The sequence below is a fragment of the Micromonospora sonchi genome (genome assembly GCF_014646235.1).
Taxonomy (GTDB): Bacteria; Actinomycetota; Actinomycetes; order Mycobacteriales; family Micromonosporaceae; genus Micromonospora; species Micromonospora sonchi.
This window is the reverse complement of sequence record NZ_BMNB01000013.1, coordinates 62,190-87,481: the sequence shown is the minus strand read 5'-3', so window position 1 is coordinate 87,481 and position 25,292 is coordinate 62,190. Positions and strand designations below refer to the sequence as shown.

The 25,292-nt window shown below is 72.5% G+C and carries 18 protein-coding genes and 2 pseudogenes; 11 read left to right on the top strand and 9 right to left on the bottom strand.

The features are described 5' to 3' along the window. Window positions 1-66: 66 nt before the first annotated feature. A complete protein-coding gene (locus tag IEY61_RS15830; RefSeq protein WP_189044943.1) occupies window positions 67-1,185 on the bottom strand; it encodes an acetate/propionate family kinase in 1,119 nt (372 codons plus the stop codon). Next, entirely contained in the window at window positions 1,182-3,278 is a 2,097-nt protein-coding gene (pta, locus tag IEY61_RS15825) for a phosphate acetyltransferase (RefSeq protein ID WP_189044941.1), read from the bottom strand. The genes IEY61_RS15830 and pta overlap by 4 nt, the downstream gene beginning before the upstream one ends. Before the next feature lie 403 nt (window positions 3,279-3,681). Between pta and IEY61_RS15820 the strand changes: the two genes are divergently transcribed. Next, window positions 3,682-4,347: a hypothetical protein gene (locus IEY61_RS15820; RefSeq protein WP_189044939.1), complete on the top strand. Its 666-nt coding sequence runs from the start codon at window positions 3,682-3,684 to the stop codon at window positions 4,345-4,347. Beyond that, window positions 4,340-6,529, top strand: a complete 2,190-nt coding sequence (locus IEY61_RS15815; RefSeq protein WP_189044937.1) for a bifunctional polysaccharide deacetylase/glycosyltransferase family 2 protein — start codon at window positions 4,340-4,342, stop codon at window positions 6,527-6,529. The genes IEY61_RS15820 and IEY61_RS15815 overlap by 8 nt, the downstream gene beginning before the upstream one ends. Window positions 6,530-6,602: 73 nt before the next feature. Here IEY61_RS15815 and IEY61_RS15810 read toward each other — a convergent pair whose 3' ends face one another. The 6 genes from IEY61_RS15810 to IEY61_RS15785 all read right to left on the bottom strand — a co-directional run bounded on the left by IEY61_RS15810 (window position 6,603) and on the right by IEY61_RS15785 (window position 14,567). Further along, window positions 6,603-7,655: a glycoside hydrolase family 6 protein gene (locus IEY61_RS15810; RefSeq protein WP_189044934.1), complete on the bottom strand. Its 1,053-nt coding sequence runs from the start codon at window positions 7,653-7,655 to the stop codon at window positions 6,603-6,605. 65 nt (window positions 7,656-7,720) lie between these two features. After that, window positions 7,721-7,900, bottom strand: coding sequence for a DUF6104 family protein (locus IEY61_RS15805; protein ID WP_164447706.1), 180 nt, complete (start codon window positions 7,898-7,900; stop codon window positions 7,721-7,723). Window positions 7,901-7,987: 87 nt separating this feature from the next. Further along, the gene (locus IEY61_RS15800; protein ID WP_189044932.1) at window positions 7,988-11,746 is read right to left on the bottom strand and encodes a multifunctional oxoglutarate decarboxylase/oxoglutarate dehydrogenase thiamine pyrophosphate-binding subunit/dihydrolipoyllysine-residue succinyltransferase subunit; all 3,759 of its coding nucleotides are present in this window, start codon (window positions 11,744-11,746) and stop codon (window positions 7,988-7,990) included. 276 nt (window positions 11,747-12,022) lie between these two features. Next, window positions 12,023-12,838, bottom strand: coding sequence for an ABC transporter permease (locus tag IEY61_RS15795; protein WP_189044930.1), 816 nt, complete (start codon window positions 12,836-12,838; stop codon window positions 12,023-12,025). Next, on the bottom strand, window positions 12,835-13,770 hold the full coding sequence (locus tag IEY61_RS15790; RefSeq protein ID WP_189044928.1) for an ABC transporter ATP-binding protein: 936 nt from the start codon (window positions 13,768-13,770) through the stop codon (window positions 12,835-12,837). Before IEY61_RS15790 ends, IEY61_RS15795 begins: the two co-directional genes overlap by 4 nt. A 149-nt stretch (window positions 13,771-13,919) precedes the next feature. Next, entirely contained in the window at window positions 13,920-14,567 is a 648-nt protein-coding gene (locus tag IEY61_RS15785) for a hypothetical protein (protein ID WP_189044926.1), read from the bottom strand. A gap of 156 nt (window positions 14,568-14,723) precedes the next feature. On the opposite strand from IEY61_RS15785, the pseudogene IEY61_RS32150 reads away from it, so the two are divergent. The 7 genes and pseudogenes from IEY61_RS32150 to IEY61_RS15750 all read left to right on the top strand — a co-directional run. Beyond that, window positions 14,724-14,906, top strand: a pseudogene (locus tag IEY61_RS32150) (GNAT family N-acetyltransferase); the annotation flags it as partial. A gap of 10 nt (window positions 14,907-14,916) precedes the next feature. Beyond that, window positions 14,917-15,444 (top strand): annotated as a pseudogene (locus tag IEY61_RS15775) (lysophospholipid acyltransferase family protein); the annotation flags it as partial. 122 nt (window positions 15,445-15,566) lie between these two features. Then, the gene (locus IEY61_RS15770) at window positions 15,567-16,268 is read left to right on the top strand and encodes a response regulator transcription factor (RefSeq protein ID WP_189044924.1); all 702 of its coding nucleotides are present in this window, start codon (window positions 15,567-15,569) and stop codon (window positions 16,266-16,268) included. Then, window positions 16,265-17,839 (top strand): HAMP domain-containing sensor histidine kinase, encoded by a 1,575-nt coding sequence (locus IEY61_RS15765; protein WP_189044922.1) that lies wholly within the window; start codon window positions 16,265-16,267, stop codon window positions 17,837-17,839. The genes IEY61_RS15770 and IEY61_RS15765 overlap by 4 nt, the downstream gene beginning before the upstream one ends. 62 nt (window positions 17,840-17,901) lie before the next feature. Continuing rightward, window positions 17,902-19,518, top strand: a complete 1,617-nt coding sequence (locus tag IEY61_RS15760) for a trypsin-like peptidase domain-containing protein (protein WP_189044920.1) — start codon at window positions 17,902-17,904, stop codon at window positions 19,516-19,518. Between the two features lie 174 nt (window positions 19,519-19,692). Continuing rightward, a complete protein-coding gene (locus tag IEY61_RS15755) occupies window positions 19,693-20,367 on the top strand; it encodes a BON domain-containing protein (RefSeq protein ID WP_189044917.1) in 675 nt (224 codons plus the stop codon). Between the two features lie 159 nt (window positions 20,368-20,526). Continuing rightward, window positions 20,527-21,588, top strand: a complete 1,062-nt coding sequence (locus tag IEY61_RS15750) for a glycosyltransferase family 4 protein (protein ID WP_189045108.1) — start codon at window positions 20,527-20,529, stop codon at window positions 21,586-21,588. A 16-nt stretch (window positions 21,589-21,604) separates the two neighbouring features. On the opposite strand, the gene IEY61_RS15745 is transcribed toward IEY61_RS15750, so the two are convergent. After that, window positions 21,605-23,179 (bottom strand): serine/threonine-protein kinase, encoded by a 1,575-nt coding sequence (locus IEY61_RS15745; protein ID WP_189044915.1) that lies wholly within the window; start codon window positions 23,177-23,179, stop codon window positions 21,605-21,607. Between the two features lie 211 nt (window positions 23,180-23,390). Here IEY61_RS15745 and IEY61_RS15740 point away from each other — a divergent pair, with 211 nt between their 5' ends. Further along, entirely contained in the window at window positions 23,391-24,221 is an 831-nt protein-coding gene (locus IEY61_RS15740; RefSeq protein ID WP_189044913.1) for a patatin-like phospholipase family protein, read from the top strand. Then, window positions 24,221-25,237, top strand: coding sequence for a 1-acyl-sn-glycerol-3-phosphate acyltransferase (locus IEY61_RS15735; protein ID WP_189044911.1), 1,017 nt, complete (start codon window positions 24,221-24,223; stop codon window positions 25,235-25,237). The genes IEY61_RS15740 and IEY61_RS15735 overlap by 1 nt, the downstream gene beginning before the upstream one ends. Window positions 25,238-25,292: the final 55 nt, after the last annotated feature.

Genomic DNA, 25,292 nt, shown 5'->3' with positions numbered 1-25,292 from the left:
GTTGCCCGGGTGTCCCCCCCCTCACCGCCCGGGCACGCGACCCGCCGGTTGGGTCGATGTGGCGGCTCAGCGGGCCGCTTCGACCACCGCTCTGGCCGTGCGGGCGATCTCCCGCTCCTCGTCGGTGCCGATGACGCAGACCGCCACCTCGGCGCCGTCCGGCGAGATGAGCCGGTCGCCGCTGCCCGCGTTGCGCTCCGCGTCGACGGTGATGCCGAGCCGGCCGAGCCCGGCCAGCGCCGCCGCGCGTACCGGTGCCGCGTGTTCGCCGACACCGGCGGTGAAGGCGATCGCGTCCACCCGACCGAGCAGGGCGTAGTAGGCGCCCACGTAGCTGGTGATCCGCCGGCAGTAGACGTCGAAGGCGAGCGTCGCCGCCTGGTCCCCGGCCGCCCGCCGGGCCAGCACCTCGCGCATGTCGTTGACGCCGGTCAGCCCGAGCAGGCCGCTGCGGTGGTTGAGCAGGTCGTCGATCTCGTCGACGCCCATCCCGCCCTCCCTGCGCAGGTGGAACACGATGGCCGGATCCAGGTCTCCGCTGCGGGTCCCCATCACCAGGCCCTCCAGCGGGGACATCCCCATCGAGGTGGCGACGCTGCGTCCACCCGAGACCGCGCAGGCGCTGGCGCCGTTGCCGAGGTGCAGACTGATGGTGTTGACCTCGGCGTACGGGCGGCCCAGCAGGTCGGCGGCGCGCCGGGAGACGTACGCGTGCGAGGTGCCGTGGAAGCCGTACCGGCGGATGCCGTACCGCTGCGCGACCTCCCGGTCGATCGCGTAGGTCTCGGCGGAGTCGGGCAGCGTGTGATGGAACGCCGTGTCGAAGACGGCGACCTGCGGCACCTCGGGCAGCGCCTCGCGGGCCACCGCGATGCCGGTGAGGTTGGCGGGGTTGTGCAGCGGGGCGAGCGGCACCAGGTCGGCGATGGCGGCCAGCACCGCGTCGTCAACCAGCGTCGGCGCGGTGAACCGCCGACCGCCGTGCACCACCCGGTGACCCACGGCGGCCAGCCCGGTCAGGTCCAGTCCGGTCAGGATCTGTCGGATCGCGCCGGCGTGGTCGCCCGGGCCACCACCCGGCTCGCCGATCCGCTCCACGATGCCCCGGTCGAGCACGCGCTCGCCGTCGTAGAGCCGGTACTTCACCGACGACGAACCGCTGTTGAGCACGAGTACCTTGCTCACGAGAGCACCGCCGCCGATGCGTCGGTGAGCGCGGCGGCCTGGATGGCGGTGATCGCAACGGTGTTCACGATGTCCGGCACGGTGGCTCCTCGGGAGAGATCGTTGACCGGCCGGCGCAGGCCCTGCATCACCGGCCCCACGGCCACCGCCCCGGCCGAGCGCTGCACCGCCTTGTAGGTGTTGTTGCCGGTGTTCAGGTCCGGGAAGATGAAGACCGTGGCGTGGCCGGCGACCGTGCTGCCGGGCAGCTTCGTCGCCGCCACGGCCGGGTCGATCGCCGCGTCGTACTGGATCGGTCCCTCCACGGCGAGCTCGGGCCGGCGCTGCCGGACCAGGGCGGTGGCCGCTGCGACCTTCTCCACGTCCGCGCCGGCACCGGAGCTGCCGGTCGAGTACGACAGCATCGCCACCCGGGGTTCGATGCCGAACCGGGCCGCAGTGTCGGCCGAGGAGATGGCGATGTCGGCGAGCTGGGCGGCGTCCGGGTCGCGGTTGACCGCGCAGTCGCCGTAGACCAGCACCCGGTCGGCGAGCAGCATGAAGAAGACGCTGGAGGCGACGGAGACCTCCGGCATGGTCTTGACGATCTCGAACGCGGGGCGGATGGTCGCCGCGGTGGTGTGGGTGGCGCCGGAGACCATGCCGTCGGCGTGGCCGGCCGACACCATCATCGTGCCGAAGTAGTTCGGCTGCGCCACGATGTCGTGTGCCAGCTCGACGGTGACGCCCCGGTGGGCGCGCAGCTTCGCGTACGCCTCGGCGAACTCCTCGCGCCACGGGCTGGCCGCCGGGTCCACCACCCGGGCCGCGCCGATGTCGACGCCCAGCTCCCGGGCGCCCCGGGCGACCTCCTCGGGACGGCCGAGCAGGGTCAGGTCGGCCACGCCTCGGCGCAGCAGGATCTCCGTGGCGCGCAGGACCCGTGGCTCCGTCCCCTCCGGCAGCACCAGGTGCCGCCGTCGCGTCCGGGCCCGGTCGATCAGGTCGTACTCGAACATCAACGGGGTGACCCGCTCGGAGCGGCTGACCCGCAGCCGGCCGGCCAGCTCGGCCGTGTCGACGTGCGCCTCGAAGGCGCCGAGGGCGGCCTCCACCTTGCGCGGGTTGCCGGCGCTGGGCCGGCCCTCGATGCGGCTCGACGCGGCCACCGTGTGGTAGCTGTCGCTGGTCACCGAGAGCACCGCGAGCCGGGCGTTCAGCGCCGCCACCAGCCGCATCGCCCGGGGGTCGGGCGGCACCCCCAGGGTGAGCACCAGCCCGGCCAGGGACACCTGGCCGGCGACGTGCGCCGCAGCCGCTGCCACCAGCAGGTCGTCCCGGTCGCCCGGCATGATCAGCAGCGCGCCCTCGGTCAGGTGGTCCAGCAGGGTCGGCACGTGCGCCGCGCCGACCACGTAGTCGAGCACGTCCCGGCCGAGCGCCGTCTCGTCACCGGCGAGCAGGGTGGCGTCGAGCGCCGCCGCCACCTCGGCCACCGTCGGCGCCGACACGCTCGGCACCTCCGGAATCGCGTACGCGGGGACCGGCAACCGGGGCAGCGCCATGACGCCCGGCACCCGGTTGGCGAGCACCGCGAGCACGGTCGCGCCGAGGTCGGCCACGTCGTGGTACGCGCCCCGGGCAGCGGCGCTGATCGTGTCGGGTGACTGCTCGAAGCCGTCCACCACGGGCACCACGACGCTGCCGAACTCGGTGGCCAGCCGGGCGTTGAAGGCCAGCTCCCGGGGGCCGTCACCGGCACCGGCACCGGCGAAGTCACTGCCCACCACGACCATTGCCGGGAACTGCCGCTCCACCTCCCGGTAGCGCTCCACGATCCGGGAGATCAGCTCCTCCCGGCGACCGTCGGCAACCAGGGCGGTCGCCTCGGCGTAAGTGGCGCCGTGCAGCTCCGTGACCGGCAGGCCGACCCGGTAGCGCTCGGTGAGCAGGGCGAGGATCGGGTCGGGCGGATCCGGCGCGACCAGCGGCCGGAACACTCCGATCCGGCCGACCTGCCGGGACAGCAGCTCGGCCAGTCCGAGGGCGACGGTGGATTTCCCCCCGCCCGAGCCGACGCTGGTCAGGTACACGCTGCGGGCCACGGCACTCACGCTACCCGGATACCGGAAGGTCCCGCCCGGACCCTCGACGCCCCCGGACGCGGGCCATCGGTCCGCCGGACGGCCGGGCCGGTCGGCGGGGCACCGACCTGCGCGTCGACCGAGAGGATCTTTATTTTGGGCCGTCCGACCAGGGGTCGGTGAGCGGTCCGGACGACCGTGTCTCCGCCGGCCGGACGGCGACCCGGTCGTTCGCGCCGGCCGAGGCGGGATTCGGGCAGGCCGCGCGGGACGGGCGCGGGGTCGGGTGCCGCCTACCGGCCGAGCCGTACGTCGCCGTCCGCAGCGATCCGGTCACTCCGGCTCCGACCGGGCGTTTGTCGGATGCAACTTGCGTCCCAAACGCGGATGCCGCCGGCAGATCGAGGAATGCTCGCTTCTAAACTGCGGCCCCATGAACCGGGACCGCCTCACCAGCGCCAACGCGAAGGCCGACGCGCTGGAGGGCTGGCACCCGGCAGGGCAGGACGCGACGGTGGTGCAGCCGGCCGTGCGGGTCGCGCCGGCACCGCCGGCCGTGGACGGACCGACCATGATGCTGGTACGGGTAGACAGCCCCACCACCCTGATGGCAACGGTGCCCGAACCCCCACCCGTCTTCGTCGACCCCACCGGTCGACGCCGCTCCTGGCTGCGGTGGATCGCGTACGGCCTGGGGCTGATCGGGTTGCTCTACACCGGGCTGGTCGTGGCGAGCTTCGCCGGTGCTCCGGTCAACGCCACGCCGTTGCTGCCCCTGGTCGAGTCGACCCAGCAGCCCTGGCAGCCGCCTCCCGCGCCCACGCTGCCCGCCGCCGAGGCGCCCGTGACGACCGCACCGGCCACGCCGACGACCACCGCCCCCACGACCAACCGCACGTCGGCCACGCCGGCACGCGCCCCCTCGACCCCGGCCACCTCGACGGCACCCGGCCGGGGCCCGTCGTCGCCGCCGGCCGAGACCCGTGCGCCCCGGACGACCACACCGCCGACGGCACCCGGCGCCGAACCGACCGTCAGCCCGCCCCCGATCATCGACCCGCCGGTCGGCGCAGACGCTGCTGCCCGCGTCGATGGCTGAGCCGTCGCGGCAGCGGCACCGCCGGGTCCGGCTGGGCCGTCGCGTCGTACCGCCACCGAGCTGGACCCTGCTCGGCGTGCTCGGTGCGGTGCTGGTCGGCGTGCTCATGGTCGGCGCGTACGCCAACGCGTCGTTCGCTCCGGACCGCCGGCAGAGCCAGGGCGTACAGCACGAGGTGCCCGACGCGGTGACGACCGGTGGCCCGATCATCAGCATCGCGGACGGGCAGCACCGCTCGTACCGGTTGCCGCCACGCACCCTCGCGCTCACCTTCGACGACGGGCCCGATCCGGTCTGGACCCCGGAGGTCCTACGGGTGCTGGACGCCCACCAGGTCCCGGCGACCTTCTTCGTGGTCGGCTCGCAGGTGGCTCGCCACCCCGATCTGGTCAGAGAACTGGCCGCCGGCGGCCATGAGCTCGGCGTACACACCTTCACCCACCCGGACCTGACCGTCCTGCCCGGGTGGCGGCGCCGGATGGAGTACGCCCAGACCCAGTTGGTCATCGCCAGTGCCGCCGGGGTGCGTACCTCGTTGATCCGGTTCCCGTACTCCTCGTACGCGGCGGCCATCGACGACCTGGACTGGCCGGTGTTCGGCCACGCCGGCGACCTGGGCTACCTGAGCGTGCTCAACGACACCGACAGCCGGGACTGGGCGCTGCCCGGGGTGGATCAGATCGTCGCCAACGTGACGCCTTCGGGGTACTCGGGTGCCGTCACGCTCTGGCACGACGCGGGCGGTGACCGGGCCGAGACCGTCGCGGCCCTCGACCGGTTCATTCCGCTGATGAAGGAACGCGGCTACCGGTTCGTCACGGTGACCGAGGGGTTGAACCTCGCGCTCGCCGAGGCCGGCGTCGACCACCGGGTGGACGCCGGCCTGGCGGCCGGTCCGGACGAGCGCTGGCGCGGCCGGATGCTGATCTGGGCGGTGCAGGGCGCGGACCGGACGCTGGGCCTGCTCGGGTGGCTCTTCGTCGCGGTGGGCGTGCTCACCATCGGGCGGAGCGTGCTGCTGTTCGTGCTCGCCGGTCGGCACGCCCGCCGACGTCGCGCCAAGGACTGGGCGTGGGGGCCGCCGGTGACCGAACCGGTGTCGGTGATCGTGCCCGCGTACAACGAGAAGGAGGGGATCGCCGCGGCGGTCCGCTCGCTGGCCGGCGGCGATCACCCGGGCGGAATCGAGGTGATCGTCGTCGACGACGGCTCCACCGACGGAACGGCGGACATCGCCGAGGGGCTCGGGTTGCCCAACGTCCGGGTCGTCCGCAAGCCCAACGGCGGCAAGCCGAGCGCGCTGAACACCGGGGTGGCGCTGGCCCGGCACGAGCTGATCGTGATGGTCGACGGCGACACCGTGTTCGAGCGGGACTCGGTGCGGCGACTGGTGCAGCCGTTCGCGGACCCGCAGGTGGGCGCCGTCGCCGGCAACGTCAAGGTGGGCAACCGCGGCGGCCTGATCGCCAAGTGGCAGCACATCGAGTACGTCATCGGCTTCAACCTCGATCGCCGGCTCTACGAGTCGCTGCGCTGCATGTCCACCGTGCCCGGGGCGATCGGTGCGTTCCGGCGGCAGGCCCTGGCGTACGCCGGCGGGATGACCGACGACACCCTGGCCGAGGACACCGACATCACCATGGCCATCGGGCGGGCCGGCTGGAAGGTCGTCTACGAGGAGACGGCGCGGGCCTGGACCGAGGCACCCACCACGCTGGGCCAGTTGTGGAAGCAGCGGTACCGGTGGAGCTACGGGACCATGCAGGCGATGTGGAAACACCGCCGGTCGCTGACCGACGGCGGCGCCTCGGGCCGGTTCACCCGCCGCTGTCTGCTCTTCCTCAGCCTGTTCGGGGTGCTCCTGCCGTTGCTGGCACCGGTGATCGACCTGCTCGCGCTCTACGGGCTGTTCTTCCTCGACCGGACCGCGACGGCGGTGGCCTGGCTGGTCATGCTGGGCCTGCAGATGCTGACCGCGGTGGTGGCGTTCCGGCTCGACCGGGAGAAGCTGGGCGTGCTGTGGGTGCTGCCGTTGCAGCAGTTCGCGTACCGCCAGCTGATGTACCTGGTAATGATCCAGTCGATGGTCACCGCCCTGACCGGTGGCCGCCTCGGCTGGCAGAAACTCCGCCGTACCGGCCTGACCCCCACCCAGCCCTCCGCCCCGGCCAACTCGCTCTGATCAGGAAGTGCGCGGGTGGGACTCGCCGAGCTGGCGCGGATGCCGCCCGGCCTGCACCCCCTGATGAGGAGAGTCAGGGGTGGGCCAGAGAGATGGCGTACTCTGGCCAGAAGGTGCCGCTGGGCGGCTCGCCGGGGCGGCAGTCGCCGTCGGACTCGCCCGGGTACTTGATCCAGAGCAGGGCGTCGACCCGGGGCAGCCCGCTGTCAGCCGTCGGCTCCGCGCCGATCGCGCGCCCCGGCGGGTTGCACCAGCTCGGTGCGCCCTTGACCCGGTCCGTCGGGTACGGACCGTTGCCGTTACGGCTGGTGTCGATGACGAACGTGGCGGCGCCGCCGAGCGCGTCGGAGATCCGGTGCCCGTAGGCGACGTTGTCCTCGGTGCGGACGAAGTTCGCCACGTTGAGCGCGAAGCCGTCCGCCTCGGCCACCCCGGCCTGACGCAGCGCCGTCGCCAGCGCGTCGACGTTGGAGATCCAGCCCGGATGGCCCGCGTCGAGGTAGACCCGGGCGGTACCGGTGCTGGCCAGTACGGCGACCGCGTCGCGCAGCAGGGCGAGCCGGCCGGCGTGGTCGCGTACACAGCCGGCCACCGCGTCGGGGAGTGCGCCCGGTTCGAGGATCACGGTCACCGGCCGGCCGGCGATGCCGGCGGAAACGTCGCGGATCCAGGACTGGTACTCGGTGCCGGAACCGGCCCCACCGCTGCCGCCCCGCCGGCCACAGTCCCGCTGCGGCACGTTGTGCACCACCAGCACCGGGATCTGGCCGGCGATCGCGGCCCGCCCCAGAAAGGCGTCGACCTCCTCGCGGGCCGGGCCGCCGGTGAGCCACTTCGCGCTGGGCCGGCTGCCGATCGCGCGCAACGCCTCCGCGTCGGCCGTCTCGCCACGCGCCGCACGCCGCTCCGCCTCCGCCTCCGCCGGATTCGCCGGGTCGACGTAGAACACCGACGGCGGGGAGGGCAGCGCGGACCCGGCCGCCTCGGCCACCCGCGGCGTCGAGGGGGAGCCGCACCCGCCCAACAGCAGAGCCAAGGCCACGCTGGCCGCCGCGATGCCGCTGGCGGTCCGGGGTGTGGCCACCGGCACCGCCCCGATCCGGGTCGCGGCGGGGTCCCGCGCCACGGTCGTCCGGGCTCCGGCGGTCGTACGGGAAACCGGGCACTCAGGCGGGCTGGTGCGCACCGCGGTCAGTCGTCGTCTTCGTCGTCGAGACGGGCCAGCCAGGTGGCGAACCGCTCGATCGGGGTCTCGAACTCCGGGTTCAGGTCGACGAAGTCGCGCAGCCGTGCGCCGAGCCACTCCAGGCTGACCTGCTCGTCACCGCGCCGCTCGACCAGTTCTTCGATGCCCCGGTCGGTGAAGTACATCGCCTACTCGCTTCCTCACCGGTGTCCTCCCGGTGAAGCCGGCCGGTCCCGTCCCACCGAGGTGGGACGGGACCGGGATGCGTCTCGTCAGGGTCGGGGAAGGGCCGCCTCGATGAGCGCGCTCTGCTCGACCTCGTGCATCTTCGCCGAGCCGACGGCCGGTGCGGCGGCGGCCGGGCGGGAGATGCGGCGCAGCCGGAGCCCGTCGAGGTGCTCCAACAGGTTGAGCGCGACGAACGACCAGGCGCCCTGGTTGGCGGGCTCCTCCTGCACCCAGGCGAAGTCCTCGGCGTTCGGGTACTGCGCGAGCGCCGCCCGGACCTCCGCCGCCGGCATCGGGTAGAGCTGCTCCAGGCGGACGATCGCGGTGTCCGTGACGCCGCGCTCCTGTCGCGCCTGGAACAGGTCGTAGTAGACCTTGCCCGAGCAGAGCAGCACCCGCTTGACCTGCTCCGGCGCCGGAGCGGCGCCGTCGGGGAGCACGGGGGAGAAGGTGCCCGTGGTGAAGTCCTCCACCGACGACACGCAGAGCTTGTGCCGCAGCAGGGACTTCGGTGTGAACACCACCAGCGGCTTGCGCTTGGGCGAGAGGGCCTGGCGGCGCAGCAGGTGGAAGTAGTTCGCCGGGGTGGTCGGGACGGCCACCCGCATGTTGTCCTCGGCGCAGAGCTGGAGGAACCGCTCCGGGCGGCCGGAGGTGTGGTCCGGGCCCTGCCCCTCGTGACCGTGCGGCAGCAGCAGGGTGACCGCCGAGCGCTGACTCCACTTCACCTCGCCGGAGGAGACGAACTCGTCGATCACCGACTGGGCACCGTTGACGAAGTCGCCGAACTGCGCCTCCCAGCAGACCAGCGCGTCGGGGTTCTCCACCGAGTAGCCGTACTCGAAGCCCATCGCGGCGTATTCGGACAGCAGCGAGTCGTGCACGAAGAACCGGGACCGCTCGCCGTCACCGGTGAGCGACTGCAACGGCAGGTAGTCGTCGCCGGTCTCCGCGTCGACGACCGCGGCGTGCCGCTGCACGAAGGTGCCGCGGCGCGAGTCCTGCCCGGCGAGCCGGACGGTGACCCCGTCGTTCAGCAGCGCGCCGAAGGCGATGATCTCGCCGAAGCCCCAGTCGATGTTGCCCTCGACGGACATCTTGGCCCGCCGGTCGAGCAACTGCTGGATCCGCTTGTGCGGGGTGAAGCCCTCCGGCAGGTTGACGTGCGCCTCGCCGATGGACTTGATCACGGACGCGTCGGTCGCCGTGTCCACCTGCGGCTCCGGCTCGTCCTCCCGCTTCGGGCGGCCGAGCTGGCGCGGCGTGGTGGCGGCGTCGCGGGTGGCCTTGAACACCCGCTCCAGCTGCGCCTGGTAGTCGCGCAGCAACTCCTCCGCGTCCTCCACGGTGATGTCACCCCGGCCGATCAGCTCCTCGGTGTAGAGCTTCCGGACCGACCGCTTCGAGTCAATGATCTTGTACATCTCGGGGTTGGACATCGACGGGTCGTCACCCTCGTTGTGCCCGCGCCGGCGGTAGCAGACCATGTCGATCACGACGTCCTTGTTGAACGTCTGGCGGTACTCGAAGGCCAGCCGGGCGACCCGGACCACGGCCTCCGGGTCGTCGCCGTTGACGTGGAAGATCGGCGCCTGGATCATCCGGGCCACGTCGGTGCTGTAGAGGCTGGAGCGGCTGTATTCCGGGGCGGTGGTGAAGCCGACCTGGTTGTTGACCACCACGTGCACGGTCCCGCCGGTGCGGTAGCCGCGCAACTGGGACAGGTTGAGGGTCTCGGCCACCACGCCCTGGCCGGCGAAGGCGGCGTCGCCGTGCACCGCCAGCGGCAGCACGGTGTAGCCCTCCAGCTTGAGGTCTATCCGGTCCTGTTTGGCCCGGACTATTCCCTCCAGCACCGGGTTGACGGCCTCCAGGTGCGACGGGTTCGCCACCACCGAGACCTTGACCGAGTGCGCGCCGTCGGGCGTGGTGAACTTGCCGTTCTGCCCGAGGTGGTACTTCACGTCGCCGGAGCCCTGGGTGGAGCGCGGGTCCAGGTGCCCCTCGAACTCCGAGAAGATCTTCTCGTACGGCTTGCCCACGATGTTGGCCAGCACGTTGAGCCGACCCCGGTGGGCCATGCCGATCACGACCTCGTCCAGGTCGCTCTCGGCGGAGGCCTCCAGGACCTCGCCGAGCAGCGGGATCAGCGACTCGCCGCCCTCCAGCGAGAAGCGCTTCTGGCCGACGTACTTGGTCTGCAGGAAGGTCTCGAACGCCTCAGCCGCGTTGAGCCGGTTGAGCACGTGCTTCTGCTCGTCGGCCGGCGGCTTCTCGTACTTGAGCTCGACCCGTTCCTGGATCCAGCGGCGCTCCTCCGGATCCTGGACGTGCATGTACTCGATGCCGACCCGCCGACAGTAGGAGTCCCGCAGCACGCCCAGGATCGAGCGCAGCTTCATCCGCTGCTTGCCGGCGAAGCCGTTCACCGGGAAGGTGCGGTCCAGGTCCCACAGGGTCAACCCGTGCTGGAGCACGTCCAGGTCGGGGTGCTTGCGGATCTTGAACTCCAGCGGGTCGGTGTCGGCCATCAGGTGGCCGCGGACCCGGTACGCGTGGATCAACTCGTGCACCCGCGCGGTCTTGTTGATCTGCCCCTCGCTGTCGACCGCAACGTCGCGCACCCAGCGCACCGGCTCGTACGGGATCCGCAGCGAGGTGAAGATCTGGTCGTAGAAGCCGTGCTCGCCGAGCAGCAGCTCGTGCATGGCCTTGAGGAACTCGCCGGACTGCGCGCCCTGGATGATCCGGTGGTCGTACGTGCTGGTCAGCGTGATGACCTTGCTGACCGCCAACTCGGCCAGGGTGGCCTCGCTCATGCCCTGGTACGGCGCCGGGTACTCCATCGCGCCGACGCCGATGATCGCGCTCTGGCCCTGCATCAGCCGGGGTATGGAGTGCACCGTGCCGATGCCGCCGGGGTTGGTCAGCGAGATGGTCGTGCCGGAGTGGTCCTCCATGGTCAACTCGTTGCGGCGGGCGCGCCGGACGATGTCCTCGTACGCCTGCCAGAACTGCCGGAAGTCCATCTGCTCGCAGCCCTTGATGGAAGGGACCACCAGGTTGCGGCTGCCGTCGGGCTTGACCAGGTCGATGGCGATGCCCAGGTTGACGTGCTCCGGGCGGACCAGCGCCGGCTTGCCGTCGACCTGGGCGAAGGAGTTGTTCATCTCCGGGTGCGCGGCCAGCGCGCGGACCAGCGCGTAGCCGATCAGGTGAGTGAAGCTCACCTTGCCGCCGCGCCCCCGGGTCAGGTGGTTGTTGATCACGATCCGGTTGTCGACCAGGAGCTTGGCCGGCACGGCCCGCACGCTGGTGGCGGTCGGCACGGACAGCGAGGCGTCCATGTTCTGCACGATCCGGGCGGCCACCCCGCGCAGCGGCGTGGTCTGCGCCCCGGTGGCGCTCGGCGCGGTCTTCGCCGGTTCGGTCTTTGCCGGCTGGGCCTTCGCCGGCGCGGTGCGGGGCTCGGCCTTGGCGGGAGCGGCGGCCTTGGCTGCCGGCTGGGCCTTCGCCGGGGCCGGCGCGGTGCGGGCGGCGGTCTTGGCCGTCGGCTCACCCTTGGCGGCCGGCGCGGTCCTGGCTGGGGCAGACTGCTTGCGGGTGGCCTCGGTCGGGGCGCCGGCCCCCTCGGCCGCGGCAGCCGTGCCCGGGCCAGGGCGGTAGTCGGCGAAGAAGTCGTGCCAGGCCGGGTCGACGCTGCCGGGGTCGGCGAGGTAGCGGTGGTACATCTCCTCGACGACCCACTCGTTCGGGCCGAAACCCGCCAGTGGGTTCTCCTGCGAAGTTTGCTGGGTCGACACGGCCGGTAATCGCCTCTTTCACGCGGGTTTGTGTGTCACGCGGTGTCCCGTGCCGCCGAAGCGGGACACAGGACGGATCCAAGGCTACGCCGTACGGATCCCTACGGCATTTCCGGCTGCTCCGCGTGGCCGAATTCACAGAAGATGCCAGAAGTTCGGTAAGCGCTGCGTGTTCCGTTGCTTGCTGTTATGAGACGACGGGCCCGGTCCGCCGGCTGTCACCGGTGAACCGGGCCCCACGCCGGTCGCTGCGTCGGCCCGGCCGGGCCGCCAGCGTCAGGAAATGTCGCGGCGCCGGGTGATCAACACCCCGGCGATGCCGCTGACCAGGGCGTACCCGATCAGTACGAGCGCGCCGACCCACCAGGCCGGAAGCATCTCGTTCTCGCCTGGGGTGATCATGATCTGGGAGGCGGCCGCCGGCCAGATCACCTGCCACTTGATCACGGCCATGCTGTCCAGCCAGCTCGCCAGCAGCAGGAAGAGCAGGCCCACCACCTGCGTGCCGATCAGGTAGAGCACGGAGGCGGTGATCACCGCGCCCAGCTGGTTGGTGATCAGGGTGCCGATGCCCACGCCGAGCACGGTCCAGATGGCGTACGCCATCAGGTTGAGCAGCAACGCCCGCTGAACCTCCCACTCGCCGAGCAGTGGACCGTGATCGTTCAGCGCCAGGAAGGCCGCTCCGGCACCGAGGTCGATCAGCGTGGTCACCAGCCAGAACGCGAAACCCAGCAGGCTGGCCGCGATGAGCTTGCTGGTGATCACCGCAGTGCGTCGCGGGGTGGCCAGGAAGGTCGTGGTCGCGGTCTGGTGGAAGAACTCGTTGGTGACCATCAGGATGCCGATGAGCATCACGAACATCAGCCCGAGGTACTGCCCCGAGGTGTAGAGGTTCGCCGCCTGGGCCGGAGCGGACGCCGCGTCGCCGGTGACGCCGAACTCCTCCCCGCCGCCGCCGACCGTCTCGTTGAACAGCCAGGCGTTGAAGGGGAACGCCAGGACGATCGACAGGAAGGCCCCGAGGGCCAGCCACCACCAGGTGCTGGTCGTACGGATCTTGATCAGTTCGGAGCGGACCAGGTTGCTCATCGAATGCCCGCCTTTCCGGCCGTCAGTTCCAGGAACACGCCTTCCAGGTCGGGGCGTTCGGTGGTCAGTTCGTGCAACTCCACACCGGCGGTCAGCGCCGCCCGGCCCACCGTCGGGGCGTCCACCCCGGTGATCAGGAGTGCGCCCTGCCCATCGGCCTCCACCGTGGCCGGCCCGCCGGCCAGCGCCGTGGTCAGCGCCTCCGCCTGTGGGGTGCGGACCCGGACCCGGCCGCCCTGTGCCATCGACCCGATCACCTGGTCGACCGGGCCCTGCCGGATCAACTGCCCGGCCGCGATGATCACCACGTCGTCGGCCAGGAGTTGCATCTCCGACAGCAGGTGGCTGGAAACCAGCACGGTGCGGCCCTCGGCGGCCAGGCCCTTGAGGAACCCGCGCATCCACCGGATGCCCTCCGGGTCCAGCCCGTTGGCCGGCTCGTCGAGGATGAGCACGCGTGGGTTGCCGAGCATCGCGGCGGCGATTCCGAGTCGCTGCTTCATGCCCAGCGAATAGCCCTTGAACTTGCGCTTCGCCGCCGGAGTCAGCCCGACCAGGGCGAGCGCCTCGTCGGCGCGCTGCCGAGGCAGCCCCGCCGCCGCGCAGATCACCCGCAGGTGGTTGATTCCGGTGCGGCCCTTGTGCGCGCTGGACGCCTCCAGCACCGCGCCGACGTGGTGCAGCGGGTCGGCCAGGTCCGGGTACCGGCGGCCACCGATGGTGGCCGTTCCGGCGGTCGGGGTGACCAGGTTCAGCAGCATGCGCAGGGTCGTGGTCTTGCCCGCGCCGTTCGGGCCGAGGAAGCCGGTGACCCGACCCGGTTCGACCGTGAACGACAGGTTGTTGACCGCGAGCACGTTGCGGTACTGCTTGCTCAGGCCGGAAACCACGATCTGCGCGTCATTGTTGGGGCGTGGCTGCCCGTCGGACATTGTTCTCCTCCCGTGTTGGCGCCGAGGTGCGCCGTTGCACAGCGTGACGGTAGTGGTCAACCAAATCAATCGGGCACGCTCCGGAGATCCTCCTCCGTCGCAGGCAGGAGTCGCCTCATCCCCAGGAACGACCCGATCGGCCGACGCCGCTACCGGGCGATCCAGGTGGCGTGGGCCCGGCCGAGCAGATCACCGCCCGGTCCGTACAGACTGGTGCGCACCAGCGCCTTGCGTCCCTCGATGGTCACCACCGCGCCGGTCACCACGCACTCGTCGCCGGGCCGGGGCAACGCCTCGACCTGGGCGGTGATCCGACCGAGCAGGTAGGGCCGGCCGGCCCCGATCACCGCCCAGCCACCGGGGCAGTCCAGGGCGGCCCAGACGGTGGCGAGCCGCACCTGCTCCGGCGCCCGGACCGGCGCGGCCGTCCGGCCGTCCGGCAGCGGTCCCGGAAAGATCCGCAGGCCGTCGGCGCGTTGCGGTCCGCAGACGTAGCAGCCGGGAAAGGGGTGGTCCAGCAGACCGGGGTACGCCGCCGAGGCCTCCCGCGCGGTCGCCAGGTCCACCGGCGGCACCAGGTCGTCGAACCGCTCCGCCGGCCGCAGTTGCGCGATCACCGCCCCGGTCGGGTCGTGCACCTGCCCGTCGCGCAGCGTCAGCGGGGTGTCCAGCGGCGGCGGCCGGCGCAGGGTCACCTCCACCGGACCGGAGACGCCGTACGCCTCGGCGAAGACCCCGGCGCTCCAACCGCCGTTGCCCGAGCCGGACGGGCCGTTGAACCGTGCCTCGATGATCATCGGACTCCTCCCGCCGCGCCGGCCGGTCGTCGGCGCCCCGGCAGCCTCGCACGCCCCCGCTCGGGGCATCGGTGGCGGGGCGGCGAACGAACGCCGACCGCCGTTCACCGGATCGCCATCGCCCGGCACCAGGGCCGGCAACCCGGCCGGCGTTAGCTGGAAGCATGCCCGCTCTGCCCGCCGCGGACGCCCCTCTGCGAACCCCCGCCCGGGCGGACCACTCGCCACTACGCCGAGGGCGAGTTCGAGCTGAGCGCGCTCGACGCGTTGCGCGCCCAACTGGTCGAGGCGGGCCGTTCCTGCGTGCACCCGGACCACCGCACCGGCGCGGTGATCAACCTGATGTGGGCTGGTATCGCCCGCTACCTGCACCTGCGTGGCCTGCGCTGGCTCGGCGGCTGGGGTGCCGACCGCGACCGTCGCGGGGGCGGGCAAGCTGGTTCCGCCGCTCGCGGTGCTGCCCGCCGGGGAGCGGCACGCCCTCACCCACGGCTGGGCGCGGGCGACGGCCCGCGCCTGCGGCGTACGCCTGACGGTGCGGGGCCGGCTGCCACGGCGGCGCGTGCTGCTGGTCGCCAACCACCTCTCCTGGTGGGACATCCTGGCGTTGCTGGCGGTCGCGCCGGCCCGGCTGGTGGCCAAGCACGAGGTGGGCCGCTGGCCGCTCATCGGAGTGCTGGCCCGCGCGGCCGGGACCCTGTTCGTGGATCGCCCCCGCCCGCCGGCTGGCTTCCGGCCGGCCATGTTCCAGGCCGCCATCGACGCCGGGGCGCCCGTGGTGCCGCTACGGATTGGCTACCGGTGCGGTGCGACCGGCGCGCCGACCACCGCCCCGGCCTTCGTCGGCGACGAGACCCTGCTGCGCTCGGTGCGCCGGGCCCGGCACCCCGGCCGGCCGAGGACTGCCCCTGGCGGCCTGACCGCCGACCAGTTCCGCTCACAGGGTCTTTTCAGGCTTCGCCCAGCGTGGGCGCAGCGATTGCGCGGATGATGGGCGGCATGGCCGCTACCCAGACCGAGGCGCGACTGCTCGTCGTCGAGGACGATCCCAACATCCTCGAACTGCTCTCCGCGAGCCTGCGTTTCGCGGGCTTCGACGTGGCCACCGCCACCAGCGGCTCGGCCGCGCTCAGCGCTGCCCGGGACCACCGACCCGACCTGGTGGTGCTCGACGTGATGCTGCCGGACCTCGACGGTTTCGAGGTGATCCGGATGATGCGGGAGGGCGGCACGCGTACCCCGGTGGTCTTCCTCACCGCGCGGGACGCCACCGACGACAAGATCCGCGGCCTCACCCTGGGGGGCGACGACTACGTCACCAAACCGTTCAGCCTGGAGGAGTTGACCGCCCGGATCCGGGCGGTGCTGCGCCGTACCAGCAGCGGCGAGCAGGCCCCGGCCCGGCTCACCTTCGCCGACCTGGAGCTGGACGAGGAGACCCACGAGGTGTACCGGGCCGACCAGCGGGTCCAGCTCTCGCCGACCGAGTTCAAGCTGCTGCGCTACCTGATGCTCAACGCCAACCGGGTGCTGTCCAAGGCGCAGATCCTCGACCACGTGTGGAACTACGACTTCCGGGGTGACGACAACATCGTCGAGTCGTACATCTCGTACCTGCGGCGCAAGGTCGACAACGTCGAGCCGCGGCTGATCCACACCCTGCGCGGGGTGGGTTATGTCCTGCGCAAGCCGGCGGCGTGAACGCGTTACAGCAGGGCAAGACCCGGCTGCGCTCGGTTCCGCTGCGGGTCAAGCTGGTCGCGGCCGTCCTCGCCCTGGTCGCCGCCGCGCTCCTCGTGATCAGCGCGCTGACCACGTTCTTCCTGCGTAGTTACCTGGTCGACCAGGTGGACGCGGAGCTGACCGACGCCGTCGGCACCCTGGAGAACGAGCTGTACGGCAGGCCCTGGGCGGAGCTCGTCTTCCGGCGGGACAGCGTCGTGCCGACCGACTACGTGGTGGTGATCACCAACCGCAGCTCCGGCGCGGTGGAGGACTACGGGTTCGACAGTCGCCGGTTCAGCGAGGCCGACCTGCCACCCTGGCCGGACGACGCGGCCGGGTTCGCCCGGCTCGCCGGTGAACCCTTCTCCGTCAAGTCCCGAGGCAGCGAGGTTCGTTGGCAGATGCTCTACACCGAGCTGCCCAACGGGCAGTGGGTGGCGGTCGGGCAGCACCTGACCGACGTCGACCGGGCGGTCACCCGGCTGGTCTGGATAGACGTGCTGGTGGGTGGCGCGGTGCTGATCCTGCTCGCCTCGATCGGCGCGGCGATCGTCCGGGCCAGCCTCAAGCCGCTGGTGGAGATCGAACGTACCGCCGCGGCCATCGCCGGCGGAGACCTCAGCCGGCGGGTGCCCGATCCGGAGGACGGTGAGCCCTGCCCGAACTCCGAGCTGGGGCGGCTCTCCCGGGCGTTGAACGCGATGCTCAGCCAGATCGAGATGGCCTTCACCGCCCGCGCTGCCTCGGAGTCCGCGGCCCGGTCCGCCGAGGCCGCCGCCCGCGAGGCCGCCGAGGCGGCTCGTGCCTCGGAGGGCAGGGCCCGCCGCTCGGAGGAGCGGATGCGGCAGTTCGTCGCGGACGCCTCGCACGAGTTGCGTACCCCGCTGACCACCATCCGCGGCTTCGCCGAGCTGTACCGGCAGGGTGCCGCCCGGGCCCCCGAGCAGACCGCCGACCTGCTGCGCCGGATCGAGGACGAGGCCGCCCGGATGGGTCTGCTGGTGGAGGACCTGCTGCTGCTGGCTCGGCTGGACCGCGAGCGACCGCTCTCGCTCGCCCCGGTGGAGTTGCCGGTGCTGGCCGCGGACGCCGTGGAGGCGGCCCGGGCGGTGGAGCCGGACCGGCGGATCGAGCTGGAGATCGAGTCCGGTTCGGGGCCATTGGTGGTGCGCGGCGACGACGCGCGGCTGCGGCAGGTGATCGGCAACCTGATGACCAACGCGCTGCGGCACACCCCGCCGGAGGCGGCCGTCACGCTGCGGCTACGAGCCGAACCGGACAACGTGGCCGTGATCGAGGTGGCCGACACCGGCCCGGGGCTCACCCCGGAGCAGGCGGATCGGGTCTTCGAACGTTTCTACCGGGCGGACGCCTCGCGTACCCGCCAGCTGGGTGGGAACACCGGTACCGGCCTCGGCCTGGCCATCGTGGCCGCCCTGGTGACGGTGCACCAGGGCGCCGTCGAGGTGACCGAGACACCCGGCGGGGGCACCACCTTCCGGGTCCGGCTGCCGCTCTCTCCGGACATCGACATCGATCAGCAGTGATTTTCAGCAAATCCTCAGGTCAGGCTAAGCCGGATCGCAGAGCGATGGGGGAGGGTAGGGACATGACCGAGTACGAGTCCGAACCGCGCCGGCCGGCCCGCACCGACGCCGAGCCGTCGCACTCCGAGCTGCCCCGCGCCGAGCACGCGTGGGCCGACTCCTCATCCGTACCGGCGGACGATTCGACCGCCGAGGCGCCGACCGTCCCGGTCCGTGCCGTCGAGACGCCGTCCGGCCCCGGCGGGCCTGCCGGCGAGCCGACCCCGCCGGGCGGCGCCACCGCAGGCCCGCCGCCCTCGGCGCCGCCGGTCTCCGGGCAGCCCGCCTGGACGCCGGCGGGCCAGCACCCGTACCAGGCCGGTCGGCCCGGTTCCGCCCCGCCCTACCCGGGCACGCCCTGGTACGCCGGCCAGTCCGGCTGGAGCGGCGGCCCGCAGCCGACCTCGCCCGGCGGGCACCCGGGACATCCCGGGCCGCACACCGGTTACCCGGGCGGCTCGGCCACCGGCTACCCGGGCGGCTCGGCCACCGGCTACCCGGGCTACCCGGCCACCGGCTACCCGGGCGGCTCGCCGACCGGTTACCCCGGGCAACCGGCACCGTGGTCGCCGGCGCCTTCGCGCGGGGTACGGCCGGCCCGGATCGCCAAGTTCGTCGGTGCCGGCGTCGCGGTGTTCGCGCTGATGCTCGGCAGTGGCGTCGCCGGCGGGTCGCTCGCGCTGGCGTTGAGCGACGGAGGCGGGATCACCCGCACCTACTCCGCCGCCCCGGTCATCGACAGCGCCGACCTGCCCCGCATCGCCGCCTCGGTGCAGGACAGCGTCGTCTCGATCAGCACCGGCAGCGGCGAGGGCTCCGGGGTGGTCCTCTCCACCGACGGATTCGTGCTGACCAACAACCACGTGATCGCCAGCGCGGACGGTGGCGCCAGCGTCCGGGTGTTCTTCGCCGACGGCACCAACGCTCAGGCGGAGGTCGTCGGCACCGACCCGAAGACCGACCTGGCCGTGTTGAAGGCCAGTGGGGTACGCGATCTCAAGCCGGCCACCTTCGGTGACAGCGATGCGATGCAGGTCGGCGACCAGGTGCTCGCGCTGGGCAGCCCGCTCGGGCTGCAGGGGTCGGTCACCGCGGGCATCCTCAGTGCCCGGGACCGCACCATCCAGGCCGGCGGCGGGCAGCAGTTGCCCGGCCAGGCAGTCAGCTCGATCTCCGGGTTGCTCCAGACCGATGCGCCGATCAATCCCGGCAACTCCGGCGGTGCCCTGGTCAACACCCGGGGCGAGGTGATCGGCATCAACACCGCGATCGCCACCGCGGGACAGGGCAACACCGGCAACATCGGTGTGGGCTTCGCCATCCCGAGCAACAAGGCCAAGGACGTCGCGGACAAGCTCCAGCGGGGCGAGAAGATCAGCCACCCGTCGCTCGGGGTGGGTGTGAGCAACGCGCCGGACGGGGGTGCTGTGATCAACAACGTCACCCCGGGCAGTGCCGCCGAGCGGGCCGGGCTGCAACGCGGCGACGTGATCACGCGGTTCGGCGACAAGGCGATCAACGACGCGAACGATCTCGTCGGTGCCGTGCAGGCCGGCAAGGTCGGCGACCAGGCCGAGGTGATCTTCCAGCGAAACGGGGCCGAGGCGACGGCAACCGTAACGCTCGCCGAAGCGTCCTAAACGAAGAACCTTCCTCCCTCGGGCGGCGGGTGGCGCGGCCAAGGGGGTTGGCCGCACTACCCGCCGCCCTCCTCCGTCTCCGGCCCGGTTCACCCCCGGTGGGTGAACCCGCCTCACCCGCCCGGCGGGCAGCCTCAACGCAGGTGAAGACCTCGTGCGGCGGATGGGGGTGCCATGACCAGCGCGGCAACGGCTGCCCGGTCCGATGACCGGATCCAGCGCGACGTGCTCGACGAACTCACCTGGGACGCCCAGGTGCGCTCGAATGACATCGGGGTGACCGTGCACGACGGCGTGGTGACCCTGACCGGTCAGGTGGACAGCGCCGCGCGTAAGTGGGCGACGGTCCGCGCCGTCCAGCGGATCCGCGGGGTGCGAGTGGTCGCCGACGACATCGAGGTACACCCGGTCGGGCCGGTCGACCTCACCGACGGCGCGTTGGCCGTCGCGGCCAGCCGGGCGCTGGAGTGGAACAGCTTCGTGCCGGCCGAGCGGCTCGACCTGACCGTCTCGAACGGCTGGGTGATGCTGCGGGGCGAGGTGGAGTTCGGCTGGCAGCGGCGTACGGCCGAACGGGAACTGCGCCGGCTGTGGGGCGTACGCGGCGTGACCAACCTGGTCGAGGTGAGTCCCGCCGCCCCCGCCGACGCCGACCGGATCCGTCGCGACGTGCAGCGCGCCCTGCTGCGCGGGATCGGCACCGAGCGGATCACCGTCGAGGTGCACGACGACACGGTGGCCCTGAGTGGGGTGGTGCGGTCCTGGTGGGAACGCGACCAGGCGGAACGGGTCGCCTGGTCGGCCGAGGGGGTGTGCGCGGTGCGGGTCGACCTGCTGGTGGGCGGCTGAGCGGCGCAGCCGACGCCCGGTTTGCCGGTGCCGGCGCCGGGAAAACGCTCCGGTCCGGCGGGATACCCGGCGCCGAGCGCCGGGTTGACGCACCCGACCGACGGGGGAGGACTCGTGCCCGACAACCACGCCGCGGGTAAGCATGGGTTGCGGATCGCGATGGTGGTGCCGCCCTGGCTGTCGGTGCCTCCGCCCGGCTACGGAGGGCTGGAGCAGGTGGTGGCGGGCCTGGTGGACGCCCTGGTCGACCGGGGCCACGCGGTGACCCTGCTGGGTGCCGGTGACGGCCACCGCACCGCCGCCGACTTTCTCGCCATGCTCGACGAACTCCAGTACGACCGGCTCGGCGAGTCGTTGCCGGAACTGGCTCACCTGGCCCGGGTGAACCACCTGCTGAGCGTGGCCGACTTCGATCTGGTGCACGACCACACCACGGTCGGTCCGCTGGTTGCCGGCCGCCGCGAGGTACCCACCGTGGCGACGGTGCACGGCAACCCGGTGGGCGAGTACGGCACGGTGCTCAGCGACACCGACCGGGGCGTCGGTCTGGTGGCCATCTCGCACGCCCAGCGCCGGCTGAATTCCCGGCTGCCGTGGGTCGGCACCGTGCACAACGCGATGGAGACCGACCTCTTCCCCCGCAAGAGCGAACCCAGCCACGGTCCGGTGCTGTGGCTGGCCCGGTTCAGCCCCGACAAGGGGCCGGACCTGGCCATCAGCGCCTGCCGGGCCGCCGGCCTGCCGTTGGTGCTGGCCGGCAAGTGCACCGAGCCCGCCGAACTGGACTACTACGACGCGGTGGTCCGGCCGTTGCTGGGCCCGGATGTCACGGTGGTGTTCGATGCCGACCGGGACGCCGTGCTCCGGCTGCTGGTCGAGGCGCGCTGCCTGATCATGCCGATCCAGTGGGAGGAGCCGTTCGGCGTCGTGATGCTGGAGGCGATGGCCACCGGCACGCCGGTGGTGGCGCTGCGCCGGGGGGCGGTGCCGGAACTGGTCCGGCCAGGAGTGACCGGGCTGATCTGTGACCGGGAGGACGAGTTGCCGGCGGCACTGCGCGCGGCCTCCGGTCTCGACCCGGCGGAGTGCGTGGCGCACGTCGCGCAGACCTTCTCCACCGAGCGGATGGCGGCCGGTTACGAGGCGGTGTACCGACGGTTCCTCGCCGGGGCGTTCCCGAACAGCGGAGTGCGGGAACCGACTCGCAGCACCCCGGGCTGATCCACGGTGGCGCCGGTCAGGTCTGCGCGGCGCCGAGCGCGGCGATGGCCGCGTCGAGCTGTTGGGCGTACGCCGGGCTCAGCGCCTGCTCACCGAGCCGGGTGGACACCTTCTCGCGAAGCCGCGCGACCCCCGGCCCCAGCTCGCGCTCTCCGCCGGTCACCGCCCGGGTCAGGTTGCGCAGCTCATTGCGCAGGTCGAGGCCGACATCCTCGCGGATGCCGCCGTCGGCGAGACCGGCGCCGATCACCGCATCGAGCCGGTTCGCGGCCTCGACCAGGGTGCCCGTCCCGCCCGGCTGGGATGGTACGACGGTCGGGCCGGGCTGGCGAGCCGCAGTGGCCGACGGCGCGACCGGTGGCTGGGCGCTGGCGGTCTCCGCCGACGGGGTCGGTTCGACCTGCGCCGTCGGGCCGTCGCTGGGCAGCGCGGCGGGCGGCTCGTTGCCGTCGTCCGGAAGCAGTGCCGGAACGGCGAGTGCCGCGGCGACCAGGACCGCCGCCACGGGCACCAGGAAAGCGGGGCGCAGCAGCCGCGACGGTGCGGCCCGTGGTTGGTCGTGTTCGGGGTCGCCCGGAGTCGGCCCGGCGGGACCGGTGACCGACGTCGGGTCGGCGGCCCGTTGCGGCGTCAGGGCGGGTGCGTCCGGTGGCGCGGCGGGGACGGCCCGTGGCGCGCCGGCGGGAACGGCGCGGTGCGGCTTGACCGCGGGCAGTGCCGCGGTGTGCGCGACCATCGTGCTGGCCTGCGGATCGGTCGGCAGCAGTTGGTCGCGGAGCACGGTGGCCACCTGGCGGGCGGTGGGACGGTCGGCCGGGTCGCGGGACAGGCAGCGTAGGCAGACCTCGGCCACCGTCGGTGGCAGGCCGGGCACCCCGGCGAGCGTGGGCGGCGCCCCCTCCGCCAGCGCGACGCTGAGCTCCTCCCAGGTGTCCGCCGGGTACGGGACCCGGCCGGTCAGCGTCTCGTACATCAGCACGCCGAGCGAGTAGACGTCGGTCGCCGGCTGGGCGGGCGCCCCGTCGAGCCGTTCCGGTGCCACGTACGCCGGGGTGCCGAAGGTGGCGCCGTCCTCGTCGTCGTCCGGGGTGCCGATCCGGGTGGCGATGCCGAAGTCGAGCACCTTGGCGCCGACCTGGGTCATCATCACGTTGGCGGTGGTGACGTCCCGGTGCACGATGCCGAGCCGGTGCGCGCTGGCGAGCGCGTCGGCGACCTGTGCCCCGATCTCCATCGCCTCGGGCCAGGGCAGCGGCCCCTCGGTGAGCCGGAACTCCAGCTCCTCGCCGGAGAGCAGTTCCATCACCACGAACGAGGTGATGGAACCGTCCGGCGACACCGCCTCGCCGTAGTCGTGCACCGACGTCACGTGCGGGTGGACGAGCTGGGCGGCCGCCCGGGCCTCCTCGCGGACCATGTCGCGGAAGCGGGCGTCGGCGGCCAGTGACGGGGCGAGCACCTTCAGCGCGACCACCCGGTCGAGCACCTCGTCGTGGGCTCGCCAGATCACCGACATGCCACCGGCACCGATCTGGTTGATCAGCCGGTATCTGGTGGCCAGCAACCGGCCAGGCTGCAGTGCTGGCTTCAACGGATCGCACCTGCCTCGTAGGTGGGAGCGGTATCAGGTTGCGGGAATGTTGCGCCGCTGTCAACGGCACGGCGGGCGGTCGCCGCCAACGCCGGCACGGCCGGTGCGGGGCGGGCCCGGCGGCTGCGCGGCGCCGGTCGGCACGACGGCGGCGGACACCGGGGCAGGTCGGACTGACCGCGCTCGGACGGGGCGTGCCAGGATTGGCGGCATGGGGCGGGGACCGGTGGCGTTCGTGCTCGGGGGCGGAGGCGTCCTCGGCGCGGTCGAGGTGGGCATGCTGCGCGCCCTGTTCCGCGCCGGGATCCGACCGGACATGGTGCTCGGCACGTCGATCGGCGCCGTCAACGGGGCGCTCGTCGCCGCCGACCCGTGCGAGGCGGTCACCGACCGGTTGGTGCGGCTCTGGGCCTCACCCGAGGCGAGCGAGGTGTACGGCGACTCGGTGGCCCGGCAACTGCGCCGCTTCGCCGCCCGGACCCACCTGCACTCGCCCCGGCCGCTACGCAAGCTGCTGGAGAGCGAGCTGGGCGCGGAGACCACCTTCGCCGACCTGAAGGTTCCCTTCCGTTGCTGCGCGGCGAACATCGAGCGGGCCGCGGAGCACTGGTTCGTCAGCGGGCCGGTGGTGCCCGCGGTGCTCGCGTCAGCCTCGGTGCCCGGGTTGTTGCCGCCGGCGCGGATCGGCGACCAGCACTACGTCGACGGCGGGATCGTCAACTCCATCCCGATCGGCGAGGCGGTCGCGGCCGGCGCCGGCCGGATCTTCGTACTCCAGGTGGGCCGGATCGAGCGGGCGCTGACTCCGCCGCGGCGTCCCTGGGAGATCGCCCAGGTCGCGTTCGAGATCGCCCGCCGGCACCGGTTCGCCCGGGAGATGGCCGCGCTGCCCGAGGGTGTTGAGGTGCACGTGCTGCCGACCGGCGGGCTGGAACCGCGCGACGACACGCCGTGGGCGTACCGGGACATGGCAGCGGTGGGCCGGAGGATCAGCCGCGCCTACGCGGCCTCCCGGCACTACCTGGCGAATCTGGAACGCTGATGCCGCTGCCGCCCCGCTGGCTCCGCCGCCTGCTGCTGGCGCCGGGCGTGATCCTGCTGGTGATCCTGCTGGTGACCACGGTGCCGCTCTGGGCATTGCTGGCGGTGCTGCTGTCCCCGTTCGTTCCGGGGCGGTTGCGGCCCCTGCGGCTGTTGTGGATCGGTCTGTTCTACCTGCTCTGGGACGCGGCGGCGCTGCTGAGTCTGTTCGGGCTCTGGGTCGCCTCCGGATTCGGCTGGCGGGTCCGCTCGCCGGCCTTCCAACGCGCCCACTACGTGCTGGCGGGCTGGTTCCTGCGGGTGCTGTTCTGGCAGGCCCGATGGACGCTGCGGCTCAGTCTCGAGGTGGTCGGCACCGATCCGGACACCGCGATGCCCGGCCGGCCCGAGTTGGTGCTCTGTCGGCACGCCGGCCCGGGTGACTCGTTCATCCTGATCCACGCCCTGGTGAACTGGTTCCGTCGCGAGCCGCGGATCGTGCTCAAGGACACCCTCCAGTGGGACCCGGCGATCGACGTGCTGCTCAACCGGTTGCCGAGCCGCTTCATCGCGCCGGGCCGGGACGGCGCCAACTCGCTCACCGAGCAGGTCGGGCACCTCGCCGTCGGGCTGGACGACGATGACGCCTTCGTGATCTTTCCCGAGGGCGGCAACTTCACCCCCCGACGGCGGGTGCGGGCCATCGCCCGGCTGCGCGACCGGGGGCACGAGCGGATGGCGCTGCGGGCGGAGGCGATGCGGCACGTGCTCGCCCCGCAGCCCGGCGGAGTGCTGGCGGCGTTGGACGCCGCGCCGGACGCCGGGGTGATCTTCGTGGCCCACACCGGCCTGGACCGGATGCTCACCATCGGTGACGTGTGGCGGGAACTGCCGATGGACAAGCGGCTCGTGATGCGGTTCTGGTCGGTGCCGCCGGAGGAGATCCCGGCCGGGCGGCAGGAGCGCATCGACTGGCTCTACGAGTGGTGGAGCCGGATCGACCGGTGGATCGCGGAGAACCGGGAGAGCGTCGCGTAGGGTCCGCACGTGAAGCTGATCAGCCTGGTGGCGACGGTGGTCGACACGCGGCTCG

Bases quoted from the DNA above. Each gene is read 5' to 3' on its own strand.
- IEY61_RS15820 (WP_189044939.1), top strand. From the start codon at position 3,682: ATGAACCGGGACCGCCTCACCAGCGCCAACGCGAAGGCCGACGCGCTG.
- IEY61_RS15815 (WP_189044937.1), top strand. From the start codon at position 4,340: ATGGCTGAGCCGTCGCGGCAGCGGCACCGCCGGGTCCGGCTGGGCCGT.
- IEY61_RS15805 (WP_164447706.1), bottom strand. From the start codon at position 7,900: ATGTACTTCACCGACCGGGGCATCGAAGAACTGGTCGAGCGGCGCGGT.
- IEY61_RS15795 (WP_189044930.1), bottom strand. From the start codon at position 12,838: ATGAGCAACCTGGTCCGCTCCGAACTGATCAAGATCCGTACGACCAGC.
- IEY61_RS15790 (WP_189044928.1), bottom strand. From the start codon at position 13,770: ATGTCCGACGGGCAGCCACGCCCCAACAATGACGCGCAGATCGTGGTT.
- IEY61_RS15785 (WP_189044926.1), bottom strand. From the start codon at position 14,567: ATGATCATCGAGGCACGGTTCAACGGCCCGTCCGGCTCGGGCAACGGC.
- IEY61_RS15770 (WP_189044924.1), top strand. From the start codon at position 15,567: ATGGCCGCTACCCAGACCGAGGCGCGACTGCTCGTCGTCGAGGACGAT.
- IEY61_RS15760 (WP_189044920.1), top strand. From the start codon at position 17,902: ATGACCGAGTACGAGTCCGAACCGCGCCGGCCGGCCCGCACCGACGCC.
- IEY61_RS15755 (WP_189044917.1), top strand. From the start codon at position 19,693: ATGACCAGCGCGGCAACGGCTGCCCGGTCCGATGACCGGATCCAGCGC.
- IEY61_RS15750 (WP_189045108.1), top strand. From the start codon at position 20,527: ATGGTGGTGCCGCCCTGGCTGTCGGTGCCTCCGCCCGGCTACGGAGGG.
- IEY61_RS15740 (WP_189044913.1), top strand. From the start codon at position 23,391: ATGGGGCGGGGACCGGTGGCGTTCGTGCTCGGGGGCGGAGGCGTCCTC.
- IEY61_RS15735 (WP_189044911.1), top strand. From the start codon at position 24,221: ATGCCGCTGCCGCCCCGCTGGCTCCGCCGCCTGCTGCTGGCGCCGGGC.